The 12,022-nt window shown below is 67.8% G+C and carries 10 protein-coding genes; 2 read left to right on the top strand and 8 right to left on the bottom strand.

What is annotated here, in order from left to right:
* Nucleotides 1-16: 16 nt before the first annotated feature.
* Entirely contained in the window at nt 17-1,009 is a 993-nt protein-coding gene (locus ASG92_RS13880) for a stage II sporulation protein M (RefSeq protein ID WP_200951970.1), read from the bottom strand.
* A gap of 69 nt (nt 1,010-1,078) precedes the next feature.
* On the opposite strand from ASG92_RS13880, the gene ASG92_RS13875 reads away from it, so the two are divergent.
* Nucleotides 1,079-1,900, top strand: a complete 822-nt coding sequence (locus ASG92_RS13875; RefSeq protein WP_056629302.1) for an RDD family protein — start codon at nt 1,079-1,081, stop codon at nt 1,898-1,900.
* Here ASG92_RS13875 and ASG92_RS13870 read toward each other — a convergent pair.
* The 4 genes from ASG92_RS13870 to ASG92_RS13855 form a co-directional block, all read right to left on the bottom strand.
* The gene (locus tag ASG92_RS13870; RefSeq protein WP_056629300.1) at nt 1,897-3,129 is read right to left on the bottom strand and encodes an Ig-like domain-containing protein; all 1,233 of its coding nucleotides are present in this window, start codon (nt 3,127-3,129) and stop codon (nt 1,897-1,899) included. The two genes, ASG92_RS13875 and ASG92_RS13870, sit on opposite strands and share 4 nt — an antisense overlap.
* A 170-nt stretch (nt 3,130-3,299) precedes the next feature.
* Nucleotides 3,300-4,787 (bottom strand): adenosylhomocysteinase, encoded by a 1,488-nt coding sequence (ahcY, locus tag ASG92_RS13865; RefSeq protein WP_056629298.1) that lies wholly within the window; start codon nt 4,785-4,787, stop codon nt 3,300-3,302.
* A gap of 52 nt (nt 4,788-4,839) precedes the next feature.
* On the bottom strand, nt 4,840-5,076 hold the full coding sequence (locus ASG92_RS13860) for a hypothetical protein (RefSeq protein WP_056629296.1): 237 nt from the start codon (nt 5,074-5,076) through the stop codon (nt 4,840-4,842).
* A gap of 75 nt (nt 5,077-5,151) precedes the next feature.
* The gene (locus tag ASG92_RS13855; RefSeq protein ID WP_056629295.1) at nt 5,152-5,541 is read right to left on the bottom strand and encodes a DUF3499 domain-containing protein; all 390 of its coding nucleotides are present in this window, start codon (nt 5,539-5,541) and stop codon (nt 5,152-5,154) included.
* 121 nt (nt 5,542-5,662) lie between these two features.
* Between ASG92_RS13855 and ASG92_RS13850 the strand changes: the two genes are divergently transcribed.
* Nucleotides 5,663-6,175 carry a metallopeptidase family protein gene (locus ASG92_RS13850; RefSeq protein WP_056629293.1) on the top strand — a complete coding sequence of 171 codons (513 nt, stop codon included), beginning with the start codon at nt 5,663-5,665 and terminating at the stop codon, nt 6,173-6,175.
* Nucleotides 6,176-6,180: 5 nt separating this feature from the next.
* On the opposite strand, the gene ASG92_RS13845 is transcribed toward ASG92_RS13850, so the two are convergent.
* Genes ASG92_RS13845 through ASG92_RS29840 form a run of 3 tightly spaced genes read right to left on the bottom strand, consistent with a single transcriptional unit; the run spans nt 6,181 to nt 11,739 of the window.
* Nucleotides 6,181-7,815 (bottom strand): DUF5719 family protein, encoded by a 1,635-nt coding sequence (locus ASG92_RS13845; protein ID WP_056629292.1) that lies wholly within the window; start codon nt 7,813-7,815, stop codon nt 6,181-6,183.
* Entirely contained in the window at nt 7,808-11,194 is a 3,387-nt protein-coding gene (locus ASG92_RS13840; RefSeq protein WP_277309281.1) for a glycosyltransferase family 2 protein, read from the bottom strand. Before ASG92_RS13840 ends, ASG92_RS13845 begins: the two co-directional genes overlap by 8 nt.
* The gene (locus ASG92_RS29840; RefSeq protein ID WP_082579502.1) at nt 11,194-11,739 is read right to left on the bottom strand and encodes a WhiB family transcriptional regulator; all 546 of its coding nucleotides are present in this window, start codon (nt 11,737-11,739) and stop codon (nt 11,194-11,196) included. Before ASG92_RS29840 ends, ASG92_RS13840 begins: the two co-directional genes overlap by 1 nt.
* Nucleotides 11,740-12,022 lie beyond the last annotated feature (283 nt).

Raw genomic sequence — 12,022 nt, 5'->3', positions numbered from 1 at the left:
CCGCGTCCGGCTGGAATCACGCAGCTATTTCTCCGTAGCCGGCGTCCCGGGTGTCAAGGTCGCCCCGCGCCCCGGCACGGTATGCCCTGCCGCCGCAGACGAGCACGTACGCCCAGAACGCGGCCAGCACGGCCCCGCCGATGCTGATTTTCGCCCACACCGGCAGTGCGCTGGGCGTAACGAAACCCTCCACCAGGCCTGATACGAACAGCACCAGGACCAGCCCCAGGGCAACAGTAATCATGGACCGCCCCTCAGCGGCCACCGCGCGGGACCTGGTCCGCGCCCCCGGCGATACCATCGCCCAGAAGATCCTGAGCCCCGCGGCGCACGCCACGAAGACAGCCGTCAGCTCCATCAGTCCGTGCGGCAGGATGTAACTGAAGAAGACGTCCGCCTTTCCCACGGCGGCGAAAATTCCGGCGGCCACCCCCACTCCCTGCGCATTGGACAGCAGGATCATGGGGACCCAGAACCCTGTGATGCCCAGAGCCACCGCCTGCGCACTGATCCAGGCGTTGTTGGTCCACACGGCCCCCGCGAACGAGGCCGCCGGGTTCTCCGAGTAGTAGTCGATGAAGTCCTCCTCCACATACCGCCGGACCTCTGCCTCCGACGCAACGGCCCGCAGGGCCTCGGGAGACGTTCCTATCCACCAGGCATAGGCGCAGCCGATGATGCAGAACACGACCCCGCAGGCAAGCGTCAGCCAGCGGATACGGAACAAGGCGGCGGGCAGTGCAACCACGAAGAATGTCGCAAGGTCCTCCAAAAAGTTCGACCGTGCGCCGGTGAATCGCGTGCGCGCCTGAGCGAGCGTGGCCGACAACGACGCCGAGAGCCCGCTTTCCGCGCCCGTGGAGCGCAGCAGGGACAGATGCGCGGAAGTCGCCTGGTAGAGGCGCAACAGTTCGTCAGCATCAGCGCCGCTGAGGCGCCGCTTGTGCGCGAGGAAATGCAGTCTCGACCACGTGTCCGAATTGACGGCGGAGAAGGCATCCATGTCCACGCCACTACCCTAGCCTGCCCGAACTAGACTTTAGTCGACCGGTAGGCCGCACGAGGTACGGGGCAGGAATTGAGTCGACTCATCACAGGCGAGGCAGTTGTCCTTGAACTGCGCCCGGCGTCCTTTGCGGCCCGCGCCCTGGGACTGCTGCTGGACGTCCTGGTGAATGCCGCGCTGCTGGTGCTGATCCTTCTGGCAGTGGCCGCCTCGGGCGATGAGCTGGACGAAGCTGCGGTGCAGGCGCTGGTCCTGGTCAGCGTGGTGTTCTGCCTCGTCATGGTTCCTGCGGCCGTCGAGACGCTGACCAGGGGCCTCTCGCTCGGGAAGCTGGCCGCCGGGCTGCGGATCGTGCGGGACGACGGCGGGGCCATCCGCTTCCGCCACGCGGTCATCCGGGCGTTGATTGGCTTCCTGGAGATCTACCTGACCTTCGGCGGAATCGCCATCGCCGTTGCCCTGTTCGATGACAGGTCGCGGCGGCTCGGTGACATTGTGGCCGGAACATATTCGCTGCGCAGGCGCGTCCCGCTGGAACCGCCGGTCGTGGCGGTCACCCCGCGGTATCTTCACGCCTGGGCGGCCGCGGCGGACATCGGCCGGATCCCGGATTCCCTGGGCCGCCGCGCGGCGCAGTTCATCCGGCAGGCACCCCGGATGTCCCCGCTGTCACGCAACGGAATGGCCGCGTCCCTTGCCTCGGAGATGGCGGGCTTCGTGGCCCCGGCTCCGCCGCCCGGGACGACTCCCGACGATTACCTTGCGGCAGTCCTGGCCGAGCGCCGCAGCCGCGAGCTCCGGCGCCTCGGGGAAGCCAGGAAACAGAGCGGGCGGATCGGCGAACGCCTCCACCGCCTCCCGTTCAGCGCCGGCCGGGACACCCCCGCGGACTAGCGTTTGGCGTACTGTGCCCAGGGAATGTTCCAGTCACCGTAGCCCTCCAGCGGTTCGACCGCCGGGGCGCCGGTGTTGAGGACCTGGACCACGTCCCCTGTCTTCATGTTGTTGAAGAACCACACGGCGTCTGCGGGCAGCAGCCCCACGCAGCCGTGCGACACGTTGGAGACCCCCACGTAGCCCCACGCAGATTCAAGGGCCTGATGGACGTAGACGCCGGACGACGTGAGCCTGTTGGCGTACTCCACGGTGAGCGGCGGGTAGTAGCCCTTGTCCCCCGGCTTGAGGCCGATGCTGCCGGCGTTGAACTTGGAACGCCGTTCCTGCTCCATGATCACGGCGTAACCCGTGGGCGACCGCCATTCGGGATTGCCGAGGGTCACGGGAGCAGTCTTGACGAGCTTGCCGTCAAAATAGACCTTCATGGTCTTCGTGATGTCGTCCACGACGGCCAGGCGCTGCGTGCCAACCTTAAACTGCACTTTGGCATTGAAGTTGCCGATCATCTTGTTGCCGAAGTCGACGCCGAAAAGCTTCATGTCCAAAATGACCTGGCTGTTGGAAGCCCAGAACTTCTCCGGCCGGATGCGCACGCGCTGGTCCGAGTACCAGTGCCAGGCCACGGGCTGCTTGGAGGAAACGGTGATCTTCACTGCCTTCTCCACGGCGGCTTTGTTGGCAACAGGCTCGCTGAAGACGATGTCGATGGGCTGCCCGGCCCCGACGGTGGAACCGTTCTCCGGATAGACGGCGGCGTCCGCCTCGTTGGCGCTCTCCACCGTGGTGAAGGTCTGTGTTTTCTTGGTCTCGCGGCCTGCTTCGTCAACAATCGTGAAGCTGTAGTTGTAGGCCGTGTTGAAGAGCAGCGGGTCCATGGTGGTCCACGTAGTGCCGTCGGCACTCACCGTGCCCTTGACGGGCTCGCCGCCCGCGGTCGGCGCCAGCACGACGTCTTTGACGAGGCCGTTGACAGCCTTCACCGACGGTGCCACCGCCGGATTGACGCCCTTTGCGCCGTCCGTGGGCGTTACGCCCAGTTCGACGGCCTTGACCACAGGGGCGGCAAGTCCGGGCTCATTGCGGACGGGCGTGGAAGCCTCGGATTCAGGCGCGGGGTTGGCCCAGCCCGGCGCGGTGGCTACGCCGATTCCTCCTGCGGCAACCGCAGCGCAGATCGCCACGACGGCGAGGATCTTGCCGATCTTCCGCGTGCTCTTATCCGTCATGACTGAATCTCCATGTCCCCCGCCGGGCCGCCAGTCGGCGTCCGTCCGTATGCCCAGCGGTAACGCTGACCAGTCAATTTTATCGCACGGCACGGCAACACCCGCCCGCGCCATGCGGGCGGGACATGAGGCCGGGCGCCGCCCTCCGGGGCACCCGGCGTGCCGGCTGCCTAGTAGCGGTAGTGCTCCGGCTTGTACGGACCGGCCACGTCCACGTCCAGGTAGTCAGCCTGGTCCTTGGACAGCTCGGTCAGTTCCACGCCCAGCGCACCGAGGTGGAGTCGGGCCACCTTCTCGTCGAGGATCTTCGGCAGGACATAGACCTGGTTGTCGTACTCCCTCGCGCCCTCGGGCTGGTCCTTCTTCGTGAACAGCTCGATCTGCGCGATCGTCTGGTTCGCGAAGGAGTTGCTCATGACGAACGACGGGTGGCCGGTCGCGTTGCCCAGGTTCAGGAGCCGTCCCTCGGAGAGGACGATGATGGACCGCGCATCGGCGCCGTCCGCTGCGTCGCCTTCGAAGACCCACTCGTGGACCTGCGGCTTGATTTCGACCTTCCTGATGCCGGGAACCCGGCCGAGGCCGGCCATGTCGATCTCGTTGTCGAAATGGCCGATGTTGCCCACGATGGCCTTGTTCTTCATCCCGACCATGTGCTCGGCCATGATGACGTCCTTGTTGCCCGTAGTGGTGATGAAAATGTCACCCTGCGCGAGCACAGTCTCCAGCTTGGCCACCTGGTAGCCGTCCATGGCTGCCTGCAGTGCGCAGATGGGATCGATCTCGGTGACGATCACCCGGGCGCCCTGGCCGCGGAGCGCCTCGGCGGCGCCCTTTCCGACGTCACCGTAACCGCAGACGACGGCGACCTTGCCGCCGATCAGGACGTCGGTGGCCCGGTTGAGGCCATCCGGCAGGGAGTGGCGGATCCCGTATTTGTTGTCGAACTTGCTCTTGGTCACGGAGTCGTTGACGTTGATGGCGGGGAAGAGCAGCTTGCCCTGCTCCGCCAGCTGGTAGAGGCGGTGCACGCCGGTGGTGGTTTCCTCGCTGACGCCGTGGATTCCGGCGGCGAGCCGCGTCCACTTCTTCGGGTCCTCGGCCAGGGTCCGGCGCAGGACGTCAAGGACGATGGCATATTCCTCGGGATCGTTCGCGCCGGCGGCCGGAACGGCGCCGGCTGCCTCGAACTCGACACCGCGGTGCACCAGCAGCGTGGCGTCGCCGCCGTCGTCGAGAATCATGTTCGGCCCCAGTTCGGGGTTCGCGTCGGCGCCCGGCCAGGTGAGGATCCGCTCGGCAGTCCACCAGTATTCCTCGAGGGTCTCGCCCTTCCAGGCAAAGACCGGAACACCCTGGGGGTCCTCCACGGTCCCCGTGCCGACGACGACGGCGGCCGCGGCCTCGTCCTGGGTGGAGAAGATGTTGCAGGATGCCCAGCGGACCTCGGCCCCGAGCGCAGTCAGGGTCTCGATCAGGACGGCCGTCTGCACCGTCATGTGCAGTGAACCCGCGATGCGTGCGCCCTTCAGCGGCTGGCTAGGCCCGAATTCCCGGCGAAGGGACATCAGCCCCGGCATTTCGTGCTCGGCGAGGCGGATCTGGTGGCGCCCGGCCTCGGCCAGGGAGATGTCGGCAACCTTGTAATCGAGAGTCATGGGAATCCTTTGCTGTATCCGGCGTCTTGCCTTCTGCGGTGCGGGCTGGAGTTTAGGGTGTGGGCGCGGCCGCTGCGGGGCCGTCGTGCTGGTCCGAACGTGCAGCGTTGGCCGCCGCGAGGAGTTCGGGGGGAAGGAGCAGGGGGATGCCGTCTTCAATGGCGTAGCGCATCGGTTCGCCGCCCTCTGCCGGGGCCGTTGAGACGAGCTCCTCGCCTTCCTGGGTCAGGGCCGATCCGGTGACCGGGCACCGCAGGACGGACAACAGTTCAGGACTGATCTTTGGCATGATGGATGCTCCCTGCTGGGCGCGGCGCGCTGTGGCTGACGGATTTGCAGCTCCCAGCCTACCGCCAGTTCGGCGTCAGGACGGTTCGCGCAGGACACGCAGATGGCCGCGGCGGGCACCCTCCGTGCCGGCCGGCGCCTCGAGCGCCGAATGCGTGCCGCGCTGCCCTTGGGCCGGGGCTGACGCCGACGGCCGGGAGGCCGCCTCACGTACGGCGTCGGCCAACGCCAGCAGGTCGTCCGGGCCGGGCTGTGGCGGCTGCGACGGCATGGCCAGGCGCAGGACTTCCCAACCCCGCGGCACGGTTAGGGAGCCGGCGTGCTGCTCGCAGAGGTCGTAACAATGCGGCTCGGCGTAGGTGGCCAGCGGCCCAAGGACCGCCGTGGAATCAGCGTAAACGTACGTCAAAGTTGCCACCGCGGACTGGCGGCAGGCTGACCTGGAACATTGACGGATAGCACCCACGACATCACAGACTACTCCGGGTGGGGAACATTTTCCGACATTGACGCCGGCCCGCGCCGCGGCCGTGCCCCGCGGCACGGATTATGTCGCGCAAATCATCCGGCGGGTTTAGAGTCTGTATATGCAGTCATCGCACCATGATTCGGGTTTTACGGTCCGGTTGGCTGACCCCGACGCTCCCCGGGACGCCACAGGCTCAGTTCCCGCGCGTAGCTTTGCGCAGCGCAGGCGCAACCGGCACGGACGCGGCCTCCGCGGAGAACTGATGCTGCCCACGCTGCCTGCTTACCGCACCCGTTCGGACCGGTTTGACGAATTCGTCATGGACTCCGCCGAGCGCCTTCACGACATCTGGGGCAAGCCGCTCGACGGCGTGCGGTTCGCCGTCGAGGAGATTCCGCCGAACCTGGAGCAGCTCGTGGCTGACCGCTCGCCGGCTCCCCTGGGCTCCTACACGCCCCCCACCGAGGACGAGGGACCCATCATTACCCTGTACCGCAGGGTGGTGGAACAGGCGTGCCCGGTCCCGGAAGAGCTTCAGGACCTGGTGCACGACGTCGTGGTCGAACATACCGCTGAAATGCTTGGCGTGGCGCCGGAGACCCTGGACCCTGTTTACCGGCGCCGCTACTAGCTGACCTACTGGCCCAGCGTCACCCGCACCTTTTCCTGTCCCTCGGCGCCCGGTGCAATGGCGACGATGGAGACGTCATTGCGGCCCTCCCGCTCAAGGAGGACCGTACCGTACGCCGCGCCGCCGGAGGCGGACACCAGGTAGGCGACGACCGGCGACTTTCCGATCTTCGCCGGCACCTTCAGGGACGTCGTGGTGCCCCCGGCGATGTTCGCGCTGGCGGCCGGGCGGAGCTTCCCGTCCGCCGTGATGGGGGTGTAGGAAATGGTGGCCCTGTCATCCAGCGCCCCGAAGACCAGCAACCGTTCGCCGTCCTGCGGAACCGGCACAACGTGCTGGCTACCGAGCTGGGCCGTCGACGGCGCCCAGCCGAAGTCCGAGCTTTGACTGGCCTTGAGGCCCCGGCTCACGCGGGCGCCGGCCACGATGGTCACATCCGACATCGCTGAAACGGTGTACTGGCCGGCCGGAACGCCGGCCAGCGGAACTTCTGTCACAGTCCCGGCCTTGGCGGTGACGACGCCCCCGCCGGGCAGTGCCTTCTGCCCGGCGCTCCCGAAGACCTTGACTTCCACCACGGCATCAATCGGCCCCGGAACGGTGATCTGCAGGGAAGGTGCGGCGTCGCGGAAGCCTGGCGCGGCGGTGAGTGCTGCCAGCCCCTCCGGGTCCTGGATGTCGATTCCGGTTATGACCTGGCGTGGTGCGGGCGCGGTCCCCGGTGCAATGAAATCGATGCCGCCGGGTGTCAGCCCGCGCAGCACGCTCTGCTGGATGAAAGCGCTCACCGGTCCGCCCGTGCTGCGGGCGTGGACGCTCAGCCGCTCTTCGCCGGGGGCCAGGCCCGCCAGCACAATGGAGCGCGTGGATTTCGGGGCGACCAGCAGCCCCCTGCTGCCGGGGGCCTTGATCTGGCCGTTCTTGCCGTAGAGCTCCAGGCTCACCGTGGCGGGCGTGGTTGAGGCGTTGGTCAGGTTCAGGAGGCTGGTGCGGCCCACTGCCGTGTTGGCCCCCGTGAGCCAGGCGTCGTTCGAGGGCGCTTGGCAGGCAGCGGCGGCCAATCCTTGAAGGTCCCCGTCCGTTGCCGTGTAGTTCATGACGGCGGCTGCGGCCGGCTGCCGGTTGCCCAGCGCGTCGGCACTGAGGACGCTGACGTCCTTGACGCTCCGCTGGGCGATGATCCCGGCGAGCTGGCCGGAGGCGCCAGCCGGGGCAGTGGCGGCGCCGGGAACGTCGGCGATGCGCAGGAGTTCCGAGCCGCCCAGTGCTGACAGCCTGCTGCCCGGCAGCGAACCGCCGGCCGCGCTGATGACTGCCGCGGAGACCCAGCTCTTGGCCGTGGCCGATTCCGGGCTGAACTGCGGGTCCGTCCCCACCGGCGTTCCCTCGAGCAGTTTCGCCGGGCCGGGGCACACATCCTGGCTGCTTCCTGCGGGGACGGAGGCCAGCGGGATCTCGAGCTGCCGGCCAGTGGAGGGCTGCGTGGCGAGGGAGGCTGCTGCCACCATCCCTCCCCCGGCCACCAGAATCGCTGCCGACGACAGCAGGCCGGTGACCATGCCGCGGCGCGCGGGACGCCTGCCCTTTTTCGCAGGCTTCGCCGCTGCCGGCGTCCCGCCGTCGTTCTCTTCCTTATGCATTCTGGTATTCCTTACGCAGGGAGCCTTCGTCCCTGGACAGGCCGGTGTTGGGGCGCCGTGTCGGCATGGGCAGCGCCAAGAGGACTGTCAGGCCGATCACCGCCGCCTGGATGATTCCCGTCCACGGCGCCCAGGGGCTCTCGTAGCGGACAGTGACCTGCCCCGCCTGCGTAGGCAGCGTGAAGGCCTGGGACCAGCCGGATGTGGTGGACGTGAGCTTGCGTCCGTCGAGCCAGGCGGTCCATCCCGGATCCGCGCGCTCCGCGAGCACCAGGAGCCTGCCTTCGGGCCCCTTGGGCACGGCGGTTTCCACGTTGGTCAGACCCGACGGAAGGAGGTTGATCGTGGTGCCCTTGCCGTCAACGATGCGCACGCGGTGGGCGACGTCGGCGGGCTGCAGGACGGTCTGGTTCAGCGGGCTGACCCGCCACAGCCAGCCGGAGTCCGTCTGGCCCACGGCCACGAGTCCGGGCACTGCGTCCATGCGGCTCGCCGTCAGCTGCGCCGCGGTGTCCGACGCGCGGAGCACCACGAAGCCGGCACCGAGCTGCTCGAGTTCGGGCCGCGGGTCAACGCCCTGGCCCGCGACGAGCGTGGCCACGGTTTTGCGAAGGGCTGCCGTGACTTCGTCGTCCTCGCGCACCGATTCGCTGCCCGGATTCCCCCGGATATCGCGGGCCGAGGCGATGGCGGAAAGGCCGTCAAGCGTTGTGCCGGCACCGCGCATCAGCGAGGCATCGTACGTCTCGTCCTCACCGGTGCCGATCAGCAGGGTGCGCGACTGCTCCGGACCCTCGCCGCGGTCGATTGCCGTGGCAGGGAGGCTTCGCGGATTCGTGGCAGCCACCAGACGGGGGGTTCCCAGGGCCGGCGTGTCGGCGGCGGCCCCGGCGGTAGCGGCCGGCTGGAGAACGTTCTGGGCCGCCCAGGCGGCGAGCCCCGCCGCGGGACCGGCCAGGAGGAGCGCTACGGCGAGCGCCGCAGCGGAACGGATCACGACATCCCGTCTGCCGCGCCGTCCATTTTCAGGATCCTTGCCGGCTGAAACGACGGCGCCGGCGTCGGCAAGGGAAAGCAGGCCGTCACCGCCGATGAGTGCCGCCCCGAGCAACGCGAACACGGCGGCGGATACCGCGGGTCCGGCGAACGGCGCCACCAGGGCCTGCTCAGTGGCTCCCGTGGCGACGTGCCCGGCCAGCCAGCCGCCGGCCAGCGCAACGAGGGCGCCCACCCACAGGGCCCTGGCAACGCGGACGCGCCGTGCGGGAATCAACAGCGCAGCCACGGCCAGTGCGAGCACCGGCGCGCCGATCAAGAGCGCCAGGACCAGCGCCCACGGCACGGGGCCGCCCGCGAAAAGTGCCAGTCCGGAAAGCCCGCCGGCTGGATCGAAGCTGAGGGGCTGGCCCAGAATCTGCTGCCAGAGCGGAGCGGCAGCGAAGTCCAGCGGAAGGCCCGGATCCGCAAGAAGTGCCCGGGGACGGTCCAGGGTGGACAGGGCGAAGGGGACGAACAGCGCGGCGCTCGGCAGGAGGGCCCACCACAGGGTGCGTCCCCTCCCCCGCAGCAGCAGGCCGCAAAGGATGACGACGACGGCGGACGGCACCAGCAGCGACGGGGCGGCGGCAGTGACCACGGCGAGGGCGAGCCCTGCCGCAGCTGCGGCTGTCCAGGACGGCGTCCCGTTGACACCGGGCTTCACCGGCAGCCTGTCGGCCTGATGACGTTGGCCCTGAGCGGGCATGGCAAAGCGGCCGCGCCCGATAGCCGAGCCTGTGGCGCGCAGCAGCGCGAGCACGACGAGCGGCATCATGATGTGTGCCACGAGGGCGCCCACGCGTCCTTGGTTTACGGCGATCTGTAGGGCAGGCGCCCCAGCCCATACCATCGCCGCAGCGAGGCGGAACCGGCGGCGGGAAGTCAAGGCGCCCGAGGCGAACCAGGCCGCCAGCCCGGCCAATGGCATGGCGAGCAGGAGCAGCCAAATCAGGGCGCCGTTTGCGTTGCCGCCGCCCAGCACGCCCAAAACCCAGAGGACGTAGCCGAACGGATCACCGTGGCCCGGCAAGCCGGCGCCGAGTCCGATCCACCAGCTGGAGGCGTGATGCCAAATGTCCCCAATCCTGGCAGAGGCCGGCAGGAGTGCGCCTCCGGCGGCGGCGCCTGCCTGGAAGAGTGCGGCCAAGCCGGCGATCGAAGCCGCCGAGGCAAGAATCACGGCGACGAGGGCGCCGTTGCCCACCCAGCCGCGTTCGCTGGTGGAGAGTGCGGCGAAGTCGTTCGTGGAGTCGCCGCTGGGCTGATCCGCCAGCGAATCGTTCCCGCTGTCCCCGGACTGTGCGTCGTCCGCGCCCAGGGATTCCATAAGGGAACGCCGGTGGCCCCACACTTCACGCCGTTCGGTCTGGAGGGCGTTGACCACCGAGCGCCGCACGCGGCGGGTGCGGGCGGCATTCCGGCGCCCGCGGAAAACGGCGCCGGGCCTGCCAAGGGCCGCCAGTGTTGCCAGAAGCTGGGAGAAACCGTGCCCCGGGTCCTTCACGGCGATGCTGAAGACCAGTTTGAAGATGCTCCCCAGCAGCGCTCCCACGGCGTGCAGCGGGACCATCCAGAGCGGTGCATGCTTGAGCCGGAGGTGCACCTGGGCCCGGCGCGCGGCCGAGGCGGTGCCCAGGGCATGCGGCCGGTGCGCAACGTGGAACATTTTGGCGCTGGGCACCACCACTACGCGGTGCCCGGCGAGCCGGTTCCGCCAGCAGAAGTCGACATCGTCTCCGGTGCCGGGGAGCGCCGGATCAAACCCTTTGAGGTGCTCCCAGACGTCGCGCCGGACCAGCATTCCTGCAGAGTTGACCGCGAACGTGTCGGAGCGGCCGTCATACTGGCCCTGATCGAGCTCATCCGCCTCGATCAGGGTGAGCCGCTCGGCCCAGCGGCTCGTGGAAAGTCCGACGTCGATCAGCCGCCGCTTGACGTCCCAGTCCAGTTGCTTGCAACCGGCCACTGTGACTGACGGCGCACGCTCCACGGCCTGAAGCAGTTCCGCCAACGCCTCCGGGGCAGGGGCTGCATCATCGTGCAGGAGCCAGATCCACTCGGAGGCTGTCTCCTGGGCTTTGGGGTTCCACGGGGCCAGGGCGGAAAGTCCTGCGGTTACGGCAGCGCCCATCCCTGTTCTGCCGGCACTGATGCGGGTGACGCTGGCTCTGCCGAGCGCGCCTTCCAGCAGGGCAGCGGAATTGTCCTGTGAACCTGTATCCACCCCGATCGCAACGTCCACCGGCCGGGTCTGGCCCGCCAATGCCGCAAGGGTCCTGGGGAGATAGTCACTGCCGTTATGGGCAACCACAACGGCAGTGACGTGTACTTCCTGAAGAATTAGACTGCTCGCTTCCTCAGCCGACGGCGCTCACGCTCGGAGAGGCCTCCCCAAATACCGAATCGTTCATCGTTCGCCAAAGCGTATTCCAGGCACTGGGACCGGACGTTGCACGCTCCGCAGACCTTCTTGGCGTCCCGTGTGGACCCTCCCTTTTCGGGGAAGAACGCCTCGGGATCAGTCTGCGCGCACAAAGCATCAGTCTGCCAGCTGAGCTCGCCTTCGTCGTCGAAGTCCTGCTCTCGCGGCAACCCGATCCACACCGGCTGGACCAGAGTGCCCGCGCCGGGGGTCCGCAGTTCCATCGGCGGATCGCTAAGGTCTTCGTCCAGTTCCGGCTGGCCGCCCAGCAGCGCTTCATGCTCTGCCAGGAAAGCGGTGGCCTGGTCCTGCAATGACGCAGAGGTGTCCAGGTTGTACCGCTCGGCGGCATCCGGATCAGCCGGATCTACGTACCAGTCACCCGGCACGCCGCGTGAGCGGTATTTTGCCGTGGCCTGGCCGGCCACAACGGCTTCCTCATGGATACGCTCAACTTGCCCCATGGCGTCCCCTCCCCAAATAGTGCAGCCTTTTTCCCGGACGCTCAGGACACTAGATTTGTGTGCCCGGGCTTCGCAGTGGCTTTGATAACTAATTACACGCGTGTAAGTAAGGGGAGTCAAGCCGTCGACCGGATAATAATCAATGCCTGAGTTGATCATCGGCCACGCCACGCCCGGGAATTTTTTCGCGGGGCGGATCCGGAGGTCACTTAACTTGACAGCAACCTTACTGTTTCGTTAGATTCCGCCGCAATTCCGCGGAAACCGCAGGAATCCGGCACCT

The organism is Arthrobacter sp. Soil736, assembly GCF_001428005.1.
Classification (GTDB): Bacteria; Actinomycetota; Actinomycetes; order Actinomycetales; family Micrococcaceae; genus Arthrobacter.
Note: the sequence above shows the minus strand (reverse complement) of the source record. Positions and strands in the feature narration are given on the sequence as shown.